Source organism: Paenarthrobacter sp. FR1 (assembly GCF_051106045.1).
GTDB lineage: Bacteria > Actinomycetota > Actinomycetes > Actinomycetales > Micrococcaceae > Arthrobacter > Arthrobacter nitroguajacolicus_A.
Window position 1 is genome coordinate 1 of sequence record NZ_JBPFSF010000009.1, and the last position, 21,855, is coordinate 21,855.

The following is a 21,855-nucleotide window of genomic DNA, read 5'->3' on the forward strand; positions in this document are numbered from 1 at the left end:
AAAAACAATCGGTATCAACAAACTTGGCACACTATTGAGTTCTCAAACAACAGACACAACCGGCACCACCCACACCCCACAGGGTCCAGGATCGCTCCGGAGCAACTTTTCAAACTTACCCGAACAACCGGATCTTCGCAAATCAGCGTTACCGCCATGTCAGACCCAATCTTCGGCCCCCACCCAAAGCAAGCACGCTCAAAAGCGGCCATTTCCAGGCTGTTATCAAAAGGGGTTGGCCTCCGCAGTTCCCAGCTCCAAGCTGTCTCACTCGCGGCGACTCAGAAGACATTACACGCCCACCAGCCCCGGCACAAATCCACCCCAACACCACCCAAAAACCCCGCAAACACAAGCCAAACAACCCCACCACACCACCAAAACCCGCACAAAACCCACCCAGTGAACCCCATCACAGAGACCCAACCACCCGCCGTCGAACACCCACCGCCCACCCCAAAGTGAGAGAGCGTCCGCCAAAAACGGCGATTAGGTGAGAGAGCGTCGAAGCCGCCGACACACGCCACAAGCGCTTAAACGCAGAAAGGGCCGGCAACCATAACGGTTGCCGGCCCTTTCAGAGCTTCGTGATTACCAGGAAGACTTGGTGATGCCCGGGAGCTCACCACGGTGTGCCATGTCGCGGAAGCGAACACGGGAGATACCGAACTTCTGGAGCGTGCCGCGGGGACGGCCGTCGATCTGGTCGCGGTTACGCAGACGGATCGGGGAGGCGTTGCGGGGCAGCTTCTGCAGGCCGAGGCGTGCAGCTTCGCGTGCTTCGTCAGTCGCGTTGGGGTCAACCAGGGTCTTCTTCAGTTCGAGACGCTTGGCAGCGTAACGCTCAACAATGACCTTGCGCTGCTCGTTGCGAGCAATCTTGGACTTCTTTGCCATGTGTTTAGCGCTCCTCTCGGAATTCGACGTGCTGGCGGATCTTGGGGTCGTACTTCTTCAGGACCAGGCGGTCCGGGTCGTTACGACGGTTCTTGCGCGTTACGTAGGTGTAACCCGTGCCCGCAGTGGACTTCAGCTTGATGATCGGACGTACGTCCTTGTCCTTTGCCATTAGAGCTTTACTCCTCGTGCCAGGATGTCGGCGACGACTGAGTCGATGCCGCGTACGTCGATGGTCTTGATGCCACGGGCTGACAGGGTCAGCGTGACATTACGGCGCAGGGACGGAACCCAGTAGCGCTTCTTCTGAATGTTCGGGTCGAACCGACGCTTGTTGCGACGGTGCGAGTGCGAAATGCTGTGCCCAAAGCCCGGCTCGGCTCCGGTCACTTGGCAGTGTGCTGCCATGACTCTCCTCCAAAGATTGAATGTAACGGCGTGCAGATGTTCCTGCGTTACCGTGCGACAGGCAGTGTCCGCAGCCGGATCCAGACCATTTCGGTAGTTTCCGCAGCAAGTGCGGCGAAGAAGGCTGGCCTCAGGATGGTCAGTGGAACACTGAATCAGGTCCTGGGATACCGGGCGAATACAGGAATGCACGCAACTTGAGCCCCTAACTACCGGCCAACGGGATGTCAGTCAGACTGACTTCACCACCAACCGGAGCAATTGCACACGATCCGCACTACCTAGCGCCTAACTATTCTACGGGCCAGGCCAAATTAAGACCAATCCGGCATCATACGCCCCCACAGCCCGCCGTTATTACAATGACCTGCCTATGGCGGGTCGCTCCTCGTTTCGGCCTAGAGGGGCCTGATCAGTTCGGCGTACTTCGGGCTGAGGCCGTCACCGGATGAGACGCCACGTACGCGCCGCGCCACCCAGGGAGCGGCCGATTCCTTCAGCCAGCGAGCGTTGGCTTTCAAGGCCTCAACCCGGTTGGTCAGTCGTTGCGGCGCGAGTTCGGGAACGTCGATCACATGCTCGTGCTCCAGGACATCCAGCACGCGCTTGGCCATGTTGATATGGCCCGCAGTGGACATGTGCATCCGGTCCTCGCCCCACATACGCCAGTCGTCGTATTCGTCGAACCGCCAGTAGTCCACCAGCAGGGCGCCCTGGTTTTCTGCGATCTCGCGCACCAGTTCGTTGTAGATGGCTGTGCGGCCACGCATGGCGCTGAAGACCTTCGAGCCCTTGGCGTCGAAGCCCGTGAAGAGAACCACGGTGGCGCCCGTCGCGCTTAACTTGGCGATCCCGGCGTCGTACTCCTCCAGCAGCGAGTCGATATCGATCTTGGGCCGCAGGATGTCGTTCGCCCCTGCGTACAGCGTCACCAGCGTGGGCTTCATCGCCACGGCTGCATCCACTTGCTCGGCCATGATCTGGCGGAGCTTGCGGCCGCGGATGGCGAGGTTGGCGTAGCCGAAGTCCGCATTGCTGTGAGCGAGCTGCCCGGCCACTATGTCCGCCCAGCCGCGAACGCCATTGGGACGGGTGGGATCGTCGTCTCCGACGCCCTCAGTGAAGGAGTCCCCCAGGGCAACGTAACGGGCAGAAAAATCCATGCCGTCAGTCTGCCACTTCATCGCGCAGGGCCACAAAGCTCCTGCGTCAGGAGTCGCGAAGGATCCAGTGGTTGTTGTCCAGCCGGGCAACGATTTTCTCACCGATCCGTGCGAGGTCCGCGACGTCGTCCGGGCTGAGCGAGTCAAGCATCAGCGCGCGAACGGATTCCACGTGCCCCGGGGCGAGGGACACGATGGTGGACATGCCGGCGTCGGTCAGGTGCGCTACGGTGACCCGGGCGTCGCCGGGGTGCGCCTGCCGCTCCACCCAGCCGCGCTTCTGCAGCTTGGTCACCACGTGCGAGAGGCGCGACAACGAGGCACTAGTCCGCGCAGCGAGCTCGCTCATGGGCAGGTACCGGCCCTCGGTTTCAGAGAGCATTGCCAGCACGTTGTAGTCAAACAGTGACAGTTTGCCGGCCGACTGAAGCTGGGTATCCAACGCCGAGGGGAGCAAGGTGTTGATGCTCAGGAGGGCCAGCCAGGCACGGCGTTCGTCGGCGTTCAGCCAGCGGGGTTGAGTCATGCAGTCCATCTTAGGAGAATTCATGCTTTCCAAGATCCCTGCAGCGGAGCAAGCGATAGGCTGGCGGCATGTTTGTCGTCTCATTGACCTACAAGGTTCCCGACGAAATCGTCGATTTTCACCGCCCGGGCCATATGGCCTGGCTTAAGGACGCGTTCGACGGCGGGATCTTCCTTGCGTCCGGACGTCGCGTCCCAGCCACGGGAGGCGTGCTGCTGTCCAAAGTGGACAGAGCCACATTGGATGCCTCACTGGCCGAGGACCCGTTCTACAGCAACGGTGTGGCCGAGTTCGAGATCATCGAATTCACCGCCACGAGCGTGGCCGAGGGTTACGAAAACCTGCTGGACAGCTGAGCCCTTGCACGGGCAGTTCCCAACCGCTCCGGCAGCACTACCGGCATGAGCCCGGGCCAGCGGGCCCCGAGGTGGTCGCCGCTGGATACGCCGCGGAGCCGCCGCGAAAGCCAAGGGCCGACGTCGCGCCTCAACCAGGCGACGTCGTCGGCGATGTTTTCGGCGTGGGTCCGCGAACGGGGAGCCGCGAGGGCTGGCGACCTCAGGGCGTGCGGCGCCCCGAGGACCTCAAGGACCTTCTTCGCCATGTAGCTGTGGCCGGGAGTGGACATGTGCAGGCGGTCGGGAGCCCACATCCGCGGGTCCTGGAACTTCTCGAAGCACCAGTAATCAACAAGGAGCGTTCCGTACTTCGCCGCGATCCGCCGGATATTGCGGTTGTAGATGGCCGTGCGCAACTTGAGGGGCTCAAGCAACGGTGACAGGGGAACGTTGTAGCCCGTGAACAGCAGAATGGTGGCTCCGCTGGCTTTGAGGCGCTTGACGGCGTCTTCGTAATCCCTCATGAGCTTGGCCATGTTGAGCCGCGCCATCAAGAGGTCGTTGCCGCCTGCGTAGAAGCTGACCAGCGTGGGGTCCATGGCCAGGGCGGGTTCGATTTGTTCGTCGATGATCCGGTGAAGCCGCCTGCCGCGAATGGCCAGGTTGGCGTACCGGGTTCCTTCATCGTTCCGTGCCAGTTCCTCGGCAACCCGGTCAGCCCATCCGCGGCAGTTGTTGGGCAGTCTGCGGTCAATGTCTCCAACGCCTTCAGTGAAGGAGTCTCCCAGAGCTACGAATCTCCGCGGCATGGTCATTGTGCTGCCTCCCGGTTTTCCATGAGCTTCTTCAGACCGCCCTTGCGGGGGACTTTGACCGGATGCGGCCAGCGGGGCTGGAGCGAATCCCCCAGGGTGACGCCCCTAAGTTTGCGCCCGAATAACGGCACCACCCAGTCGTTGACCCAGCGGCGCTGCCGGCGTTCCCATTCGCGCAGGGACATGCGACTGGGCGGATCCCATTCCTTGGGCGAAATTTTGTGCGGGACGTTGAGGTGGTCAAGAACTTGGGCGGCCAGGTATTTGTGGCCCGCTTTGGACATGTGGAGCCGATCGGGAGCCCACATGCGCTGGTCCTTGTAGGCGTCGAAGCACCAGTAATCCACCAACACCGTGCCGTACTTGGCGGCGATGCCCCGGACCCTTTGGTTGTACAGGGTGTTGCGCTTCTTGAAGGGCTCCAACACAGCGGATACCTTCACGTCGAATCCTGTAAACAGGACCAAGGTTGCACCGGTATCGGCGAGCCTGGCGACGAGGAGCTCGTAGTCGGTGAGCAGCGCTTCCATGTCGGTCCCGAAGTCCAGGATGTCGTTGCCACCTGCGTACAGCGTGATCAGTGTTGGCTTCATGGCCAACGCGGGCTCGAGCTGTTCGTCGATAATGTGCCGGAGCCTCTTACTGCGCACGGCCAGGTTGGCGTACTCCCATCCGGGCTGGGCCTTGGCCAACTTCTCGGCCACACGGTCGGCCCATCCGCGGACTCCGTTGGGCAGGACCTTGCTCGGGTCCCCCACGCCCTCGGTGAAGGAATCCCCGATGGCGACAAACCGCCGTCGAGCGCTGTTCCCGTCTCCGAAATCTTCCCGCACCCCACCGAAGCTACCCGCCCCCGGTTAAGCCCGAACCAACCGGGAGTGAACAAGCCAGTGGCGGGATATGAGAGAAGGTTCGCCAAAACCAGACGGGAAGTGAGAGAGCGTCCGTCACTGCAGGGCCGGTTGTCGGGCATCCGGCCGCCCTTGGAAAAGGCTTAGCCCTCGGCCTTGCCGCGTCGCCAGTACCCCATGAAAGCCACTTGCTTACGGTCAATGCCAACGTCCCGCACGAGGTACCGCCGCATTTCCTTGATCACGAACGCTTCACCTGCGATCCAGGCGTAGAACGGCAGCGCACCCGCGGGCAGCGTGGGGTTCTTGGTGGCCTCGATGGCTGCCGCGTCCATGCGTTGCGGGGTTTCCCAGAGGATCTCTTGGTCCACGTTGACATCTTCCGGCTCGGGGCCGGCAGCGTCGGAGCCCTTGAGGCCCACCCAACCGGGAACGGGCACTGCCTTCGCTACGGCTTCCTTGAGGAGTTCGCCGTGGGGACGGGAGCGTCCGATGGCTGCCCCGCGTGCAAGCCAAGTGATCTCGATGTCGGCTGCCATGGAGATGTCCTGGAAGTCGCCGGCTTCGGGTACTTCGAGGAACGCGTGGCCAGTCATGTCCGCCGGGAGGCTTTCCAAGATGGCGCTGATGGCGGGAACAGCGGTTTCGTCGCCGGCCAGCAGCACGCGCTGGGCAAGGCCCGGACGCCATTCGATGCCACCGTAGGCCCCGGCGGTGGTGCACTGTGCTGCACGGTTGTTGGGGCCGATGATGGTCAACGCGTCGCCGGGCTTGGCTTCCTTGGCCCAGTTGGCCGCGGGGCCGCCATGGCCTTCGTCATCGAAGTGCATGACGAAGTCGATGTCGATTTCGGGGTACACGGCGTCCAGGCGCTCAGAGCGGACGGTGTACGTGCGCATGTCGCCGCGGACGGACGGGTCCATGGCCAGCCATTCCTGGTACCAGCCGGCTTCTTCCATCTTGAAAGGAGGCAGCGGAATGACGTTGCCATCGGCGTCGAAGGACGGAATCATCAGCTTCACGCGCAGGTCCAAGGTGTCGCCCGCCACGCCGAAATCGCGCAGGGAGTAGCCGCCGAACGTGATCCGGCGGAAGTTGGGGCTCAGCTCCTGCACGGCCGTCACGGTGACGTCGAAGGCGAGGGTCATGGGCTCCACGGCGGCACTTGCTTTGGCCCGTGTCGGTTGTGCACTCATGAGGCGATCTCCAGTTCGTTGGTTGAAGCGGGGCGTGCGTGGTGGCGTCCGATGGGGACGATCAGCGGTGTACCTGAAATGGGATCCGGAACCACCCGGGATTCAAGGCCGAAGACGTTGAAGACGAGTTCCTCGGTGACTACGACGGGAGCGGGACCTTCAGCCACGATGCACCCGCCCTTCATGGCGATCACGTGGTCGGCGTAGCGTGCAGCCAGATTGAGGTCATGGAGCACGATGGCCACCGTGGTGCCCCGGCTGCGGTTGAGGTCCGTGACCAGGTCCAGGACTTCCACCTGGTGCGCGAGGTCCAGGTAGGTGGTGGGCTCGTCCAGCAGCAGGACTTCGGTCTCCTGCGCCAAGGCCATGGCGATCCATACGCGCTGGCGCTGCCCGCCGGACAGTTCGTCGATGCTTCGCTCAGCGAGTTCCAGCGTGGCGGTGGCGTCGAGCGCGCGCTGCACCGCGGCGTCGTCGGCTGCGCTCCAGCTGCGGAAGAAACCTTGGTGCGGGTAGCGACCGCGGCCCACGAGGTCGCGCACGGTGATGCCGTCGGGAGCTGTGGGGTGCTGCGGGAGCAGGCCGAGCGTGCGGGCAAGTTCTCGTGCTGGGCGGGTGTGAATGTCCTTGCCGTCAAGGGTCACAGCACCGCCTGCCGGCTTGAGCAACCGCGACAAGCCGCGCAGGAGCGTGGACTTGCCGCAGGCGTTGGCGCCCACGATCATGGTCACTTTGCCCTCGGGGATTTCGGTGGACAGTCCCTCCACCACCTTGCGTTGCTCGTACTGGAGCGTCAGGTCCTTGGCATTAAGGATGGCCATGTCAGGCTTCCTTTCGGTTCGACGTGACCAGCAGCCACAGCAGGAAGGGTGCACCGAGGGCGCCGGTGATGACGCCGACCGGGAGGACGGTTCCGTCAAGGATGACGGGGGCGATGTTGGAGGCGAAGAAGTCTGCAAGCAACACGATCAGGGCGCCAGTCAGGGCCGACGCCGGGAGGCTGGGTTTGCGGACTACGCGGCGGGCGATCGGCCCGGCGAGGAAAGCGACGAAAGCTACCGGTCCGGCGGCAGCAGTTGCGACGGCGGCAAGTCCGACGGCGGTCAACACTAGTCCCAGCCTGGCCGCGTTGACCCTGATGCCCAGGCCGGCGGCGGCGTCGTCTCCGAGTTCGAGGATGCGCAACGGCCCGGCCAGGATGATGACCGCGGGCACCAGAACGAGCAAGGAAACGCCGAGAACGCCAGCGCGCTCCCAGTTGGAAGAGTTCAGCGAGCCGTTGAGCCAAATAAGGGCATCCGCTGCCGTGCGGATATCGGCGCGGGTCATGAGGAAGTTGACCACCGCGTGCAGGGCTGCGGCGATACCCACGCCGGCAAGAATCAGCCGGTTGCCTGCAGCATTGCCGCGGCTGCCTCCCCCGGCGCCGGAACCGGTGCCCCGGGAGATCGCGTAGATGATGGCTGCAACGCCGAGCGCACCGCCCAGGGCCGCCCCGGAAACGACTGCACCGGAGGCACCGAAGATCACGATGGCCGTCACGGCTGCCGCGCTGGCGCCGTAGCTGATGCCGATAATGTCCGGGCTTGCCAGCGGGTTGCGCAGCATGGTCTGGAAGAGTGCGCCTGCCAGGCCAAAGGCAATGCCGATCATGGTTCCCACCACCGCGCGGGGCAGTTTGTGCTCCATCACGATGAAGCTCGCGCCGGGAATCTTCTCACCACCCGTGAGGTGGTTGATCACGATCGTGAAGAAGTCCGGGATGGTCACGGTGTAGCTGCCCAGGAGCACGTACACGGCGAACATGACGATGACCGCGAGGCCCAGGAAGAAGGTGGGGCTCAGCACTCGCCGAGCTGACAGAAGATGAGGGTGTTTGGGGGAAGTATTGGCATTAAGTGCCAACTCGGTGGGGAGCTTGTGAACTGTGGTCACAGTCCGGCCCCCTTTCCGCGGCGAATGAGCCAAATGAAGACAGGGGCTCCAATCAGCGCGGTCATGATGCCTGCCGGAACCTCGCCCGGAAGCAGGACGACGCGGCCGATGATGTCGGCGGTGATGAGCAGGATGGGTGCCGAGACCAAGGAGAACGGCAGGATCCAGCGGTAGTCCGGCCCGGTCAACGAACGGACGGCGTGCGGAATGACAAGGCCAAGAAAGGCAATGGGTCCGGCCACGGCTGTGGCGGATCCACAGAGAAGGACGATGCCCAGCCCGGAGATGCCACGGGCCAAGGCGACGTTTTGGCCCAGGCCCCGGGCAATGTCGTCGCCAAGGGCAAGGCTGTTCAGAACGCGGCCGCCGGCCAGGACAATCAAGGCCCCGACGGCAAAGAACGGCAGTGCGGGCAGGAGGACGGACCAGTCACGTCCACCAATGGTGCCAACCTGCCAAAACCGGAAACGGTCGAAAGTGTCCTGGCTCGAGACCAGGATGACGTTCATCAGGGAGAACAAGCCGGCACTCAGGGCTGCACCGGCGAGGGCGAGCTTTACCGGCGTCGCGCCGTCACGCCCCCTGGAAGCGATGGCATAAACCACGACGGCGGCCGCCGCGGCACCGATGAAGGCGAACCAGATGTAGCCCGACAGCGAGCCAACGCCAAAGACGTAGATTCCGATGACGACGGCAAGCGCCGCACCGGCATTGAGGCCAAGGATGCCGGGGTCTGCCAGAGGATTGCGGGCCACGCCCTGCATGGCCGCACCGGCCAGGCCAAGTGCACCTCCGGCGAGCAGACCGAGCACCGTCCGCGGTATCCGGGCGATCACCACTGCGTGGTTGCCGTCCGCCGGATTGAAGTTGGTGAGGGCTTCCCACACAGTGTTGAGCGGGAGTCCGCGTGCGCCGATCGCCAGGGATGCGGTGCTTACTGCGGCGAGTACGACGACGGCCACCAGCAGCCAAGCGGTTCGCTTGCCTGCAGTGCCGCGGGAACCGGTTCCCCCTCCGGTTACCGCGGTGTCAGGGGTGATGCCTCCCGGGCCAGCCGGCACCAAAGTGCCGTTGCCCCGCCCCTGGACTGCCGCCGTCGTACTCAGTTTCATTGCAGTTACTTGCCTGCTGCGTCTGCTGCTTTGCCAAGCTGCGGGAGGAACGTGTCCAGCGCCCACGGCAGGCTCAGCGGAGATGAAGCGGAGATGGAGAGCGTCAGGGTCTGGTCCGAATCGGCAACCAGGGCGCCCTTCTTGATGGCCGGGATCTGGCCCAGCAGCGGGTCGGCCTTGATGGCGTCGGCCGTTGCAGCCTCGGGAACCCAGGTCACGAAGATGTCAGACTCAAGCTCGTTGGCCTTTTCCGCGGACCACGGGATGAAGAACTCCGTGTTCGACTTGGTGTTTTCCGTTACGACGGGGGCCAGCTTCATGCCGATTTCGGAGAGGAAGCGCGGGCGGTTGTCGATGGCGGTGTAGACGTTGGCTCCGTCACCCTTGGCGGGCTCGAGGTTGCCATAGATGAAGGTCTTGTCCTTGATCTGCGGGAACTTGGAAACCTTGTCCTTGACGGTGGATTCGGTGTCCTCGATCAGCTTCTTGGCTTCGGCTTCCTTGCCCAGGGCCTTGCCGATCAGGGTGGTGCTCTCCTGCCACGGGGTGCCGTAAGCGAGTTCCGGCTGCGCCACAACGGGGGCGATTTCGCTGAGCTTCTTGTAGTCAGCCTCTTCCAGGCCCGAGTAGGCGGCCAGGATAACGTCCGGGCTGAGCTTGGCGATCTCGGTGAAGTTAATGCCGTCTGCCTCGGAGAACTGGACCGGAGCCTTGTCGGTGCCAAAGCCGGCACCGAGCTTCTCCAGTGCTGCGTCCTTCCAAGGGGTTGAGCCCTTGTCGTTGTTGCCCCACTCGTTCTTCGGAACACCAACCGGGACAACGCCCAGGGCGATCGCAATGTCGTCATTGACCCACGAGACCGTGACTACGCGCTTGGGCTGTTCCTTGATGGTGGTCTCACCAAAGACGTTCTTGATGGTGACGGGGAACGCGGCGGACTCGGCCTGCTCGGTTGCCGGCGTCGACGTGGCCGGTCCTGTGGAGCAGCCAGTGAGGGAAAGGGCGACGGCGGCCAGGACGGCCGTCGCGGTACCTGCGGTTTTCAGCAGGGCGCGGCGTGGGAGAAGGGATGCCACGGTACTCCTTAGGTAAGTGATGCGAACCTAAGTAAGGCTAGCCTAGCCTGCGGATAAATAGGAAACGTTTGCGTCACGTAATCCCTTTACGGGTGGAGTTTTCCGTCAATTGCGACACAGATCACACGCCCTGTGCCCGTCGGTGGACAGCATCCCCGGAATTTTGGGAGGATAGCGGCAGCGGACTACCGCTTTCCAAGGAATTCGACGAGGGGATGAGCGTGCGCACTGTTTCAGTTGCTGCAGCCATGGTTGGCGAGGTGGCCGCTTTGGCCTGCTTGGCACTCCCCCGCACGTCGGTAGCTCTCTAGCCTCTTCACGCAGCCCGCTTCAGGGTTCCCTTGCTGTGCCCTTTCGCTTGATGAGATGACCGACGCCTTCTGCCATTCCGCCGCTCCCTCCGAGCGCGCGGACGTCGACCATTTCCGAAAGAAGCTTTGCCATGCAGAAAATTACTGCTCAACAGATCCGTTCATCCTTCATCAACGCCAGCAGGTCCGAGGCAGCCAAGGTCAACCTCCCCCGCGACTTCGAGACCCTCGACTGGGACAACCTCGAGTTCCTCGGCTGGCGCGACGAGAAAATGCCCCAGCGCGGGTACCTCGTGGTTCCACACCGGGGCAAGCTCACCGGAATCCTGCTCCGGGCTCCCGAAGGTGGATCCGGAAAGAGGCGCGTGGTCCTCTGCGAACTCTGCCGCGACGTTTTCTCCAAGGACGACGTTTACCTGTGGGTCGCCAAGAAAGCCGGACAATCGGGCAAGGACGGGAACACCGTAGGAACACTGATTTGCGCCGAGTTTGGCTGCAGCGCCAACGTGCGCAAGGAACCGCCCGTCAACGAGATCACCCCGGATCCAGCCGTCGTGGTGGTTCGACAAATTTCAGGGCTGGAGTCCAGGACTGAGCAGTTCCTGGACCGCGTCCGCGACAAGTAATCCAATGTAGCTGGCAGTAGTGGTTGTTTTGAGGGCTCAGAACAACCACTACTGCCAGTCAGTTGGGCCAGCCGTGTCGGGATGCGACCTAGCGCAGGACGATGTCCACGGGGTTCGCCTCGGATCGCCAAGCGCCAGGCTCTCCCGGCCCGGCGATGACGGGAGCCGTGAGGACGCCCGACCGGTTGGTTCGCTTGTCCCGCAGGATTTCCGTAACGGAGCCGAGGTGCCTGGACAGGTCGATCACGTTCTCCGGAGCGGCCAGCAACAGCTGGAACCCGAATTCGTGCAGCGCCTTGATGCCCGCACCCGCGAATTCTTCGGAGGCCAGCACAAAGGCTTCGTCCATCATCACGGTGCCGTAGGTGGTGAAGCCTTGCTCGGCGATGCCCAACTGGTAGCTCAAGGCAGCAGCCATGATGAAGGCCGTGAAGCGCTGGCGCTCACCACCGGACATGGAGCCGGTGTCGGCGTGCATGAAGACTTCGGTCTTCTTCTTGCCGGACTTGGCCGCGCCGGTCTTCCCTGATTTGGCCACCTCGCGGTGTTCCTTGCACTGGATAAACAGGTGCCCGCGGACGTCCAGCACCTCGGCTCGCCACCGACGATCCTCCGGTGTCTGGGATCCCAGCCGCTTCACCAAGGTTTCGAGCGACTTGTAGCGGGCCGTGAGCTCGGCGTCGTCGTCGGTTTCTGCCGTTGGACCAGCGGCAGCGCCGCGTGACGGCCGGGTGTGCTTGGCCTTCAACGCGTTCTGGATGGCGTCCTTGAACAGCTTGGCAGTGGGCGGCAGGGTCTGCTTGATGTCCAGTTCCAGGAAGCTGCCCTCGTGGAAGTTCACCTGGGACAGGATGCCGTTGAGTGGCAGGATGCGGCTGGTGATGCTGCGGCGTTCCTCATCCAGCAGATGCAGGAGCGTGCTGAACGACTCATGCGTGCGCTGGTTGAAGAACAGACGGAACTCGGCCTCCTGCGCGGGCAAGCCGTCGCTCACGATTGCGTGGTAGCGCGATTCGAAGTCCCCGGCAGCACCGATGGACGTGCCATGGTCCGCGCTGATGGCGCTTCCCCAGTCGCGGACGAAGGCCTCAAACATGCGGGTCAGGCGCTCAGCCGTCGCCTGGCCCCGGGACTCCGCGCCGTGAAGCTCGTCCAGCAACGTGTTGCGGACGCTGTTGGCCAGGTTGTCGAGTTCGTAAAGCTCGGACACGTCTGCCACGCCTGCGAAGTACGGTTCCAGCGCGGTGACGGTAGAGGCCGACGGCGGTGCTTGCTCGAGCTTCAGCCTCGCGGCATCGAGCAAGCCGTCGGCTGTGGTCATGTTGTGGTCGAGAGCCTTGTATTCGCTCTGGAGCACGGCAGCCGCACCTGTGGAGGACTGGTGCTTTTCGCGCACAGCTTCGATGTTGGCGCGGAGCGGCTCAAGGTCCGCCTGGGCAGCCAGCGCATCCGCCAGGCGCTGCTCGATCCGGGCCAGTTCATCTGCCGCAACCGCTGCCGAGACCTGCTCCCACGGCCGCTCATCGTCAGCCACGCGGCGCAATGCCTCCAGCTGTCGAGCCATGCCTTGGTGCGAATCTTCGCGGGATTGCGCCAGTTCCGCAGCCTTGGCCAGCTCATTTTCCAGCTCACCCACCCGTGCCGCCACGAGCTCAAGCTTTGAAGCGTTGTCGAAGCCGAGGACGTAGTCCTGCCGACTGGTGAAACGGTCGTCCTTCTCCACCGTGTGCCGGTTGCGCTTGACTACGCCACCCAGGCTCAGGCCCTTGTCCATCGAGGCAAGCTCGTCGGGGTCCTCCACGCACGGGTACGCGAAATCCAAGGCGATCCGCTCGCGGATCCATTCCCCGGCGTCGGCGTTGGCTCCTGTGGTGAGGATGCTCAACTTAGTCAAGAGGTCGCCGTCGGACACGTCCTCAACAGCCAGCGCGCCGCCGGCGAGCGGCTTGGAAACATCAACAGCGCGCAGGGCGCCCCGAACGGTGTTGTCGTTCAGGTATCGCGTGACGGCGGCAAAATGCTCACCGGGCACCAGCAACGTGGTGGCCAGGTTGCGCAACGCTCGTTCGGCGGCCGGGCGCCACTGATCCTGCCCCTCGGCGAGGTCGATCAGCTCGCCGCCAAACGGCATCCGCTCTTCCGGGACGCCGGTTGCCGCCGAGATGGCCGCCCGGTTTTCAATGCTCGACGGCGGCAGCAGGGACTTGCGCGACCGCAAAGACAGCAGCTCTTGCTGAGCCGCAGCCAACTCGCGTTTCTTGGTCGCGTGGCCGTCGAATGCCTCGAATCGGAGTTCCTTCAAGGTCTCCGAATCGTCCTTCAGCTCGGCCGAACGGGCAGCCGCCTGCTCATGCGCCTGGTCCCAACCCTCGGCGGACCACTCAAGGTTCAACCCGGCGTCGGCCAAAGCCTTCTTGGCCGAGTCCTCAACTTGCCGGCGCAACTTCAGGCCCACTTTGGCGTTCTCCAACGACTGCTCAATCGCGGATATCGCGTTGCCGCCGCGGTTGTTGTAGTCCAGCTCGAGGTCTCGGAGCTCCTTGGACAGGGCATCCCGGACAGTGCGCTCGGCGGCGAGCTCCTGGGCCTTGGATTGGGCCAGGTCCTTGTACCGGGCGAGCGTCTTGGCATGGACCGTGACAGCCAGTTGCTGCTTGTAGGCCTCAAACTCCTCGCCAGCCAACTCCCGGAGCCGGTTGGCGTCCAGCAGGGCCTGCGCGTACTCCTTGTTCAGCGCAGGGACCGGTGCCAACTGGTCGCGCTGCTGCCGGACATCTTCCAGCCGCTGCCGGATGGACATCAGGTTGCTGAATTCCTCCACGACGTCGTCCGCGGCAGCCAGCGTGGCCGGGGCATCCAGCACCTGGTCCCGGAAGAACGTGTTGACGCTGCCGCCCAAGCCCTTGCCGGCCTGGATAACGCGCAGCAGCGGAAGTGCCTGGTCCGAGTTGATACCCAGGAGCCGCCGGAACCTCTCGGCGAACGCCTTGTGAACATCGAACACCTGGCCGTCCGGGAAGATCGACTCCAGCGCACCCTTGGTGAACCGCTTTTGCGCGATGCCCTCGATAGCCTCAAGGTCCAGGGGCTTGCTGTCGATCACATAGAAGCGCCCGACGCTCGACTCCGTGCCGTTCTTCGGCAGGTCGAAAAGGGCAGACACCGTCACCTTCGTGCCGGCCGCATTATCGAACGTCAGCGCGACGGCGGACCAGGTGGCACCAGGGCGTTGGAAGGCACTCGCCGAACTGTCTCCCACCGCCTTATCACCCACCTTGCCGCGCATGTACGTGAACGTGGTCCTCTTGTCCTCCACAGCGCCGCCGGCTCGTTGGGCAGCGGCCTCATTGGAGCGTGGGCGGGCATCGAACACGCGGAGCATGGCATCAAAAAGCGTCGACTTGCCCACGCCCGAGTTACCGGTCAGGAGGGTTCCCTTGCGATCCACGTGCATGGTGTGGGCGCCATGGAAGGTGCCCCAGTTGACCACCTGCACCAAGGCGAGCCGCATCTGGCCGGGGTTCGTGAGCTCGCCGAGCGGGAGCATGCTTGCGATGGTCACTTCTGTGTCCCGTCAGTCGTGGTTGCGTCCGCTCCGGCATCGGCGTCGTCGTCCCCGTCTTCGGAAGTGGGGCTGGAGTCAGTTTCCATATCCAGCAAAGGCTCCGTGCCGGATTCGTCCGCGGCTACTGCCACCAGGGCGTCGATTTGGGCTGGGATGTCGCCGATGTTTTCGAAGGGGAGGGCCAGGGGGAGGGCGTTGCTGATGGTGTACGTGTCGTCCAGGGGAGTGGGGAGGAGGAGTTGGCGGGCCAGGAGTTTGGTGATGGTGCGGGTGACGACGTCGGAGTCGCGCAGGGCGTCCTGTTGGCCGGCGGGGGTGTAGTTGGCTACGAGGTCGGAGATCTCTTCGCGGGTGATGGTTGGGTCCGTCTGGGCTGTGATGTGACGGTCAAGGAGGAGGCGCAGGCGGAGCAGCACGATGGTTTCAACGCGGCTCAGTGCACGCTGCTGGCGCAGGATGCTGGAGCGGGAGCTCGCCCCGATGATTTCCGGATCAACGGGCCGGAGGACGGCGATCTTGCGGTCGTGGTCCAGCTGGAGGGTGAGGAACAGCTCGGAGAGTCGGCTGCGGAGAATCAGTTGATTGTCCAGAAGGGTGGTCCACAGTTTCTCGTCGCGGCCGCCATCAATGTACGGACCTTTCAGGAGCTTCACCAGTGCGTGGCGAACCTTCATGGGCAGCACGCCGGTATCGCCGGGGAACAGCGCAGCGCCGTCCACGAAGGAATCGCGCGGCGTGACTCGGAACGGGTCAGCGTGGCCGGCCGCGGGCTCAGCCTCGTCGCCAGTTTCAGCCGACGGTTCCTCGCTGTCCGTCCCCCCAACGGTGACGTGGTCCTCTTCGGTGACGTCCGTCGTCGTGATTTCCTCAGTCATCAGAATCCCTCTTCAGCGTGACGACAGGCAGGTACGCGGTGCGGATGCTGCCGTCGATTTGTTCGAAGTCGATGTGTTCCCAGGCTGCCCGGTCAAAGGCTGCGCCTGTCTGCAATGCCATGGACAGCAAGGTCCGGACCGTGTTGATGTGGCGTTCTTCGGCAGGCAGGTTTTCCCAGGCCTCGGCCAAGGTGGCAGAACCGGCCATGGCAGCCCGCACAACATCGGGCCGCGCCTTGCCGGTGCGGGCGGACCGCACCCTGTCCGAATCGCTGAACGCGATGGGGTCGGCCAGCCGCGGCGGTGTGGCGAACTCGTCGGGGTCGAAGAGCTTGACCATGGCCAGGGACTCGAACCCGGCGTTGTACAACACGGGCCCCGGCACCAAGCCGGGCCGGTCGCGTTCGTACGGCAGGGATCGGATGGCTTGCTCGGCCTCGGCCAGGACCTTCCGTAGACTGACGGACTGACGGACGTCGTCGCTCTGGATGTACGTGTTCAGGCTCTCCGAGAGCTTGCCGTAAATGCGCTGGATCTGGCTGTGCTGATAGCGCAGCTCGGCAACGAGGTTCTTCAGCGTTTCGCGGTCCTCGTGGGAGAGATCGTCCGCGAACTGCCGGCTCAGCACTTCGCCGATCGCCGACCGGAACCGCAACTGTTGCTGCGGGTCCTCCAGGAAAGCCGTGAAAGATCGGAAAGTTCGGCCCTCGGGGCTTTGCCGCAACCGCTTGTCCGCCTCCAAAACCTGGGCCATGGTGGCGCCCTTGCTCAGTGACTCCTCGATGATCTGGTTGCGGAGCTCGCCCACCAGTTCCTCAATGCGGTCGCGCATCTTCTTGTAATCCGCCGGCAGGCTCGCCGCGAGGTCCAGGATGTTGCCGGCAGCTTCCACAGCTTCCTCGTCATCCAGAAGGCCATCGAACTCACCGGAGCTGATGTCCTCAACCAACTGCTGCCGCTCCTGGATTTCCTCTTCAAGGGCTTCCAAGCGTGCGCTCTGGTCCGGGTTGGTCTCGTTGGCAAGCTTCTCCACGTCACCCAACAGCGTGCCGAGCCGGGAGCCGTTCAGTGTGGACCTCTCGCTTGAGAGGCTGTCCAGGAACGCGAGCACACGGGCAGCGGGCTCGGTGACTTCGTAGACGATCTGGCCCGACTGGTTGCGACGCGTCAGGAACTGCTTACGCGTCCATTCGTCGCCAAAAAGCTTCCCGTTCTGCTGGCCGCCCAGCGCTGGATCCTGACGGCGGAGCTGCTCAAGGAAGGCGTCGACGTCGGCGTGGAACTCTTCGAGGGGAAGCTGCGGCCGGGTGCGGGTAAAGGATGCTTGCAGCACCGCGATCACCCACGGCGCCGAACGCGTCAGCGCCCACGCCGGGCCCTTGGTCAGCTGTTCAAGATCGCGAAGCCGCGCGCCAATGGCGTCGGCGGAGGACATGGCTGAACGGGACAACTACTCTCCTTCAGCTGCTGCGAAACCTGGCTGGCAGCGAAAACTGCCCCGTACAAGGTTAACGCAGAGCGTCGCGGGGGCGTCGGACGGCCCTGAACTGCCGCCGTCGAACCCTTTTGCGGCACGCGGCCGCAACCATTTCGTAACCTACCGTCCGGTACGGTTTCGATCCCATATCAACGCAGTCGCGGCGCGATTCTGCACTGGTCGGAAAGGACCCCCACCCCTAGTGTCAGATCATCGACGCAGCCACGCCGCGCCGACCCACGCACCGTAGCTCCGGGGGGAACCATGGATTTCGATTTCACTGCGCTGGAAACAGGCACTTACGTAGTTATTGGAACGCTGGTCTTCGCTGCAATCTTGGTGGCTTTCATCGCAGCAGCAGCAATGGCAACAATCATTCTTATCGGGGCCATGGGCATGGTCTGGTACACCGCCAAGGGTGTCCTCGGCGGCCTTGTCCACGGCATTAACTTTGCGTGGGACCGCCTGGTCCACCACGCCGGACAAGTGGAAATTCCGGCCGAATTTCAGCCCCAGGTTTCCCCTAGTACAGGTAGCTACTCGCGGGTAGCATTGAGGGACAGCTGAAGGGTTCCCACCCAAGGCGGACCCTGGCTCCATCCGGCACAACCGGCTAGAGGAGTTATCCCATGACGTCCGCCACTGACAGCAGCCTCACCGCCGCAAGCGTCAACGCCACAGCAGAAGAAGCCCGCGCCGTCGCCGAAGCCGCCCGGGAAACAGAGTGGAACCGGCCCAGCTTCGCCAAGGGCTTGTACTTGGGCAGCTTCGACCTCGGTCTTATTCACCCTTGGCCACAAGCCAAAGCGGAGGATGTGGAGCGCGGCGAAGAGTTCATGGCCCGCTTGTTGGCGTTTGCCAAAACCATGTCCGGCCGCGTGATCGAGCGCGACGCCAAGATCCCTGACGAATATCTCAGGGGGCTCTCCGAGCTTGGAGTTTTTGGCATGAAAATCCCCCGCGAATACGGCGGTTTGGGATTGTCCCTGGTCTATTACGGCCGCGCCCTTGCCCTGCTGGGATCGGTTCATCCCAGCCTCGGCGCCTTGATTTCCGCCCACCAATCCATCGGCGTTCCCGAGCCCGTCAAGGAATTCGGCACGCCCGAGCAGAAGCAGGAATACCTGCCGCGCTGCGCCGCCGGCGCCATCACCGCGTTCCTCCTGACGGAGCCCGACGTCGGCAGCGACCCCGCGCGCATGGGCGCCACTGCCGCACTCTCCGACGACGGCGGTTCTTACCTTCTGGACGGCGTGAAACTCTGGACCACCAACGGTGTGATTGCCGAACTCGTGGTGGTCATGGCCAGGGTTCCTGCACATACAGACGCTGACGGTACCGAGCACAAGGGCGGCATTTCCGCTTTTGTGGTGGAGATGGACTCCCCCGGCATCACAGTGGAGAACCGCAACGCCTTCATGGGACTGCGCGGGATCGAGAACGGCGTGACCCGATTCCACCAGGTCCGCGTGCCTGCCGCCAACCGGCTGGGCCGCGAGGGCCAAGGACTCAAGATCGCGCTCACCACGCTTAATACAGGGAGACTTTCCATCCCGGGCCTCTGCGTGGCCGCAGGAAAATGGAGCCTGAAGATCTCCCGCGAATGGTCCAACGCCAGGACTCAGTGGGGCCGCCCGGTGGGCAAGCACGAGGCCGTGGGCAAGAAGATCGCGTTCATTGCCGCCACCACGTTTGCGTTGGAGGCCGTGTTTGAACTGTCCGCGGAGATGGCGGACGCCGGCCTGAAGGACATCCGGATCGAGGCCGCCTTGGCCAAGCTGTGGTCCACGGAATTGAGCTGCCGGATCGCCGACGAGTTGGTGCAGATCCGCGGCGGCCGGGGCTTCGAAACTGCCGACTCCTTGGAAGCCCGGGGCGAGCGTGCCGTGCCTGCAGAGCAACTCCTCCGGGACCTTCGCATCAACCGGATTTTCGAGGGCTCCAGCGAGATCATGAAGCTGCTCATCGCCCGCGAAGCCGTGGATGCCCACCTCGCCGCGGCCGGCGACCTCGCCTCAGCGGATGCGAGCCTGCAGGACAAGGCGAGGGCCGCCGTCGGCGCCTCCGGTTTCTATGCCCGCTGGTTACCCAAACTGGTTGCCGGTGCCGGGATGGACCCACGGTCCTACGCGGAGTTCGGGCGGCTGGCAAAGCAGTTGCGATTCGTTGAGAGGTCGTCGCGGCGACTGGCGCGGCAGACGTTCTATGGCATGGGCCGGTGGCAGGCCAAGCTGGAACACAAGCAGGCATTCCTGGGCAGGATCGTGGACATCGGGGCCGAGCTGTTCGCCATGGCCGCGTGCTGCTCGCGGGCAGAAATGCTGCTCCGCAAGCACCCCGAACAAGGCGCCGCCGCTTTCGAGCTGGCCGAGGCGTTCTGCGAGCAGGCGCGCGTGCGGGTGGACGAGTACTTCGACCAACTGTGGAGGAACACTGACGACGGCGACCACGACCTCTCGCGCAAGGTCCTCGCCGGGGATTACGCCTGGCTTGAGGCGGGGATTCTGGATCAGTCCGAAGGAACAGGCCCGTGGATCGGCGACGCAGCGCCGGGCGCGTCAACCAAGGAGAACCTGCACCGCAACTATCGGTGACCCACTAGCGAACGTCCCCATCCACGTAGTACCAGTGCTTGTCCTCCCGCACGAAGCGGGAGAGTTCGCGCTGGACGCCGCGTTCGCCGTCGAGCCTGTAGTGCGCGGCGAACTCGACCGTGCCGGAAGTGTCCAAAGGGCCGCCATCGGCGGTGGAAACGATGTCCAACCTCCGCCACTGCATGTCCGGGTGGAGCTCCATGGAGTCCGGGCGGGTTGAGGCGTGCCAGGTACGCAGGAGGTAGTTCGGCTCCAGGACGACGAAGGCCGAGTACCGGGAACGCATAAGTTGCTCCGCCGTGGGCGCATCGGCCTCGCCGCGGTGGAATCGGGCACAACAATCGTCGTACTGCTCCCCGGAGAGGCAGGGGCAGGCACCGTTGCGGAGTCGGGCAAGGTCAGGGGTCACGACGTCCCAATCTGAGGCGGTAAATGAGAGCTGGGCAACATATTTTCCCATGTCAGATAACAGCTTCGAAACAACCCGCCAAGAGTGAGGGGCGGGGCGTGATTCCGTCGGTGCTGGACCTTAGGCTAGATAAGCAAGCTGGGTGGGCAATGCGCGCATCACAAAACGACAGCCAGGGGAGGCTACGTGGAGGATCCGACAACACTCGCCATCAACCTGACGTACTTGGGAACGCTGGGACTCGCAGTCCTCATGTTCCTCGGACTCGGGTTGATCATCATCATCACTCTGGTCGTGGCCGGAGTGGGGCGACTTGTATCGGTTGTCCTCCTGGCACTGATTGGGATCTTCCCCAAGAAGGAAACCACTCCCATCGTTCACCTGCCCCCGCGGCCGGCGCGCGTCCCGGTTCCGGCGAGTTCCGGCGTCGTTGATTCTGCCCCTTCGGTTGAGTCCCCGCTGGACGACCTCGCCTACCTGGAGACGGCGTCCACGCCCCAGGTGCAGCCTTCGGCCCCGACACCTGCGGCACCGTCACCTGCGGCACCGAAACCTGCGGCACCTGGACCGTCCGCACCGGCGGCCCCTAAACGGGACCTCCTTGGTGATGTTCGACGTCGACTCTCGGGTGCGTCAGCTGCAGTTAAGGACGGCGCGTGGAAGGCAAAGGTGGACCCCCGCAACCTGCCCAAGCCGGCGGAAGTCAAGACCGTGGTCGAACACCAGACTGCACACCATCCCATTGTTGTGGCCGCCGCGAAGGAGCCACCGGTCCTCTCGAAGGACTGGGCAGACGCGGTCGCTGAAGCTGACGAACGCGCCGCCGCCCGCGCAAAGGCCGGGCAGCCGCCATCCATCAAGGTGACAGTGCGCGACCTTGACGATCCCGCTCCGTCACCCAACGGCAAAACACCCAGCCCAAAACGCCCCGACGCCCCCGCCAAGCGCCCTGACAACGCACCCTCGACCCCCAGCGACGCCAAGAGCCCAGCACAAGGGAACGGGGCAAAGAAGTCGGGCACGAACAATTCCAAGAATGGAAAAGCTCCGAGCCCAATCCGTAAAGGTTCGCTGAGCAGCGCCAGCCGCAATTCCTAGTTGACGACCCCGCTGCGCAGCGACCGCTAGGCTGCCAGCTGGCGGAAGCCCGCGCCGTGATAAATGAGCGGCTTGGACTCGAGGTTGATGGTGGTGGCTTTGACTTCCAGGACAACGATCGCGTGATCCCCGGCGGGCGTCTCCGACACAACTTCGCATTCGAAACCCAGCACTGCGCCGTCTATGAGAACCGCGCCTGAATCACTCACGCTGGTATCGAGCCCGGCAAAGCGATCACGGGTCTTGGAGGCCAGCTGAAGTGCGGCTGCTTCCTGTCCCTCGGCGAGGACTGAAACCCCCAGCCGCTGGGCCTGGCGGAGCTTGGGCCAGGTGGTTGAGGAGTTCTGCACCGCGAACATCACCAGCGGCGGCTCCAGCGAGACTCCCACCGTGAAGGACGAGGCCACCAGCGCTTCCGGAGTGAAGTCCACCATCGCGCTGAAAGCAGCAACTCCGGACGGGAACTGCGCAAATGCTGCCTTGATGGCCGCCGTTTCTTCCACTGTGGTCTGTGTCATTCCGCTGTCCCCTTCGTGCGTTGCTTGAGTTCCCTTCCCATAATTCACGTGCTTCCCGGAACGGC

At 63.6% G+C, this 21,855-nt stretch carries 22 protein-coding genes; 5 read left to right on the plus strand and 17 right to left on the minus strand.

The window, feature by feature from the left end; translation table 11 throughout:
• Positions 1-591: 591 nt before the first annotated feature.
• The 5 genes from rpsN to ACR30Z_RS16545 form a co-directional block, all read right to left on the minus strand.
• The gene (gene rpsN / locus ACR30Z_RS16525) at positions 592-897 is read right to left on the minus strand and encodes a 30S ribosomal protein S14 (RefSeq protein WP_011776360.1); all 306 of its coding nucleotides are present in this window, start codon (positions 895-897) and stop codon (positions 592-594) included.
• Between the two features lie 4 nt (positions 898-901).
• Positions 902-1,069 carry a 50S ribosomal protein L33 gene (gene rpmG, locus ACR30Z_RS16530; protein WP_003798558.1) on the minus strand — a complete coding sequence of 56 codons (168 nt, stop codon included), beginning with the start codon at positions 1,067-1,069 and terminating at the stop codon, positions 902-904.
• The gene (rpmB, locus tag ACR30Z_RS16535; RefSeq protein WP_011776361.1) at positions 1,069-1,305 is read right to left on the minus strand and encodes a 50S ribosomal protein L28; all 237 of its coding nucleotides are present in this window, start codon (positions 1,303-1,305) and stop codon (positions 1,069-1,071) included. The genes rpmG and rpmB overlap by 1 nt, the downstream gene beginning before the upstream one ends.
• A gap of 398 nt (positions 1,306-1,703) precedes the next feature.
• Positions 1,704-2,468, minus strand: a complete 765-nt coding sequence (locus ACR30Z_RS16540) for an SGNH/GDSL hydrolase family protein (protein ID WP_144653289.1) — start codon at positions 2,466-2,468, stop codon at positions 1,704-1,706.
• Between the two features lie 46 nt (positions 2,469-2,514).
• Positions 2,515-2,994, minus strand: coding sequence for a MarR family winged helix-turn-helix transcriptional regulator (locus ACR30Z_RS16545; RefSeq protein WP_090824497.1), 480 nt, complete (start codon positions 2,992-2,994; stop codon positions 2,515-2,517).
• A 68-nt stretch (positions 2,995-3,062) separates the two neighbouring features.
• On the opposite strand from ACR30Z_RS16545, the gene ACR30Z_RS16550 reads away from it, so the two are divergent.
• Entirely contained in the window at positions 3,063-3,350 is a 288-nt protein-coding gene (locus ACR30Z_RS16550; RefSeq protein WP_090824495.1) for a YciI family protein, read from the plus strand.
• On the opposite strand, the gene ACR30Z_RS16555 is transcribed toward ACR30Z_RS16550, so the two are convergent.
• The 7 genes from ACR30Z_RS16555 to ACR30Z_RS16585 form a co-directional block, all read right to left on the minus strand.
• Positions 3,326-4,147, minus strand: a complete 822-nt coding sequence (locus ACR30Z_RS16555; RefSeq protein ID WP_434373624.1) for an SGNH/GDSL hydrolase family protein — start codon at positions 4,145-4,147, stop codon at positions 3,326-3,328. The two genes, ACR30Z_RS16550 and ACR30Z_RS16555, sit on opposite strands and share 25 nt — an antisense overlap.
• Positions 4,144-4,980, minus strand: a complete 837-nt coding sequence (locus tag ACR30Z_RS16560) for an SGNH/GDSL hydrolase family protein (RefSeq protein ID WP_434373626.1) — start codon at positions 4,978-4,980, stop codon at positions 4,144-4,146. The genes ACR30Z_RS16555 and ACR30Z_RS16560 overlap by 4 nt, the downstream gene beginning before the upstream one ends.
• 161 nt (positions 4,981-5,141) lie before the next feature.
• Positions 5,142-6,194, minus strand: a complete 1,053-nt coding sequence (locus ACR30Z_RS16565; RefSeq protein WP_434373628.1) for a siderophore-interacting protein — start codon at positions 6,192-6,194, stop codon at positions 5,142-5,144.
• The gene (locus ACR30Z_RS16570) at positions 6,191-7,015 is read right to left on the minus strand and encodes an ABC transporter ATP-binding protein (RefSeq protein ID WP_144653296.1); all 825 of its coding nucleotides are present in this window, start codon (positions 7,013-7,015) and stop codon (positions 6,191-6,193) included. Before ACR30Z_RS16570 ends, ACR30Z_RS16565 begins: the two co-directional genes overlap by 4 nt.
• A 1-nt stretch (position 7,016) precedes the next feature.
• Positions 7,017-8,129 (minus strand): FecCD family ABC transporter permease, encoded by a 1,113-nt coding sequence (locus ACR30Z_RS16575; RefSeq protein WP_434373630.1) that lies wholly within the window; start codon positions 8,127-8,129, stop codon positions 7,017-7,019.
• Entirely contained in the window at positions 8,126-9,241 is a 1,116-nt protein-coding gene (locus tag ACR30Z_RS16580; RefSeq protein ID WP_434373631.1) for a FecCD family ABC transporter permease, read from the minus strand. Before ACR30Z_RS16580 ends, ACR30Z_RS16575 begins: the two co-directional genes overlap by 4 nt.
• A 5-nt stretch (positions 9,242-9,246) precedes the next feature.
• Complete coding sequence (locus tag ACR30Z_RS16585; RefSeq protein WP_144653302.1) at positions 9,247-10,317, minus strand: iron-siderophore ABC transporter substrate-binding protein; 1,071 nt, start codon at positions 10,315-10,317, stop codon at positions 9,247-9,249.
• Positions 10,318-10,759: 442 nt separating this feature from the next.
• Here ACR30Z_RS16585 and ACR30Z_RS16590 point away from each other — a divergent pair, with 442 nt between their 5' ends.
• Positions 10,760-11,254, plus strand: coding sequence for an FBP domain-containing protein (locus tag ACR30Z_RS16590; protein WP_434373633.1), 495 nt, complete (start codon positions 10,760-10,762; stop codon positions 11,252-11,254).
• Between the two features lie 88 nt (positions 11,255-11,342).
• On the opposite strand, the gene ACR30Z_RS16595 is transcribed toward ACR30Z_RS16590, so the two are convergent.
• From ACR30Z_RS16595 to ACR30Z_RS16605, 3 genes are read right to left on the minus strand one after another with little or no spacing between them, the layout of a single operon-like run.
• On the minus strand, positions 11,343-14,816 hold the full coding sequence (locus ACR30Z_RS16595; protein ID WP_434373635.1) for an ATP-binding protein: 3,474 nt from the start codon (positions 14,814-14,816) through the stop codon (positions 11,343-11,345).
• Positions 14,813-15,694, minus strand: coding sequence for a DUF4194 domain-containing protein (locus ACR30Z_RS16600; RefSeq protein WP_434373637.1), 882 nt, complete (start codon positions 15,692-15,694; stop codon positions 14,813-14,815). Before ACR30Z_RS16600 ends, ACR30Z_RS16595 begins: the two co-directional genes overlap by 4 nt.
• Complete coding sequence (locus ACR30Z_RS16605) at positions 15,687-17,144, minus strand: DUF3375 family protein (RefSeq protein ID WP_434373638.1); 1,458 nt, start codon at positions 17,142-17,144, stop codon at positions 15,687-15,689. The genes ACR30Z_RS16600 and ACR30Z_RS16605 overlap by 8 nt, the downstream gene beginning before the upstream one ends.
• A 291-nt stretch (positions 17,145-17,435) precedes the next feature.
• On the opposite strand from ACR30Z_RS16605, the gene ACR30Z_RS16610 reads away from it, so the two are divergent.
• Positions 17,436-17,738 (plus strand): hypothetical protein, encoded by a 303-nt coding sequence (locus ACR30Z_RS16610; protein ID WP_144653312.1) that lies wholly within the window; start codon positions 17,436-17,438, stop codon positions 17,736-17,738.
• 62 nt (positions 17,739-17,800) lie between these two features.
• Positions 17,801-19,765, plus strand: coding sequence for an acyl-CoA dehydrogenase family protein (locus tag ACR30Z_RS16615; protein WP_434373639.1), 1,965 nt, complete (start codon positions 17,801-17,803; stop codon positions 19,763-19,765).
• 4 nt (positions 19,766-19,769) lie between these two features.
• Here the strand turns inward: ACR30Z_RS16615 and ACR30Z_RS16620 are convergent, their stop codons facing one another.
• A complete protein-coding gene (locus ACR30Z_RS16620; RefSeq protein ID WP_144653315.1) occupies positions 19,770-20,225 on the minus strand; it encodes a YchJ family protein in 456 nt (151 codons plus the stop codon).
• 135 nt (positions 20,226-20,360) lie between these two features.
• On the opposite strand from ACR30Z_RS16620, the gene ACR30Z_RS16625 reads away from it, so the two are divergent.
• Entirely contained in the window at positions 20,361-21,272 is a 912-nt protein-coding gene (locus ACR30Z_RS16625; RefSeq protein ID WP_434373640.1) for a hypothetical protein, read from the plus strand.
• 26 nt (positions 21,273-21,298) lie between these two features.
• Here the strand turns inward: ACR30Z_RS16625 and ACR30Z_RS16630 are convergent, their stop codons facing one another.
• On the minus strand, positions 21,299-21,790 hold the full coding sequence (locus ACR30Z_RS16630; RefSeq protein ID WP_434373642.1) for a flavin reductase family protein: 492 nt from the start codon (positions 21,788-21,790) through the stop codon (positions 21,299-21,301).
• Positions 21,791-21,855 lie beyond the last annotated feature (65 nt).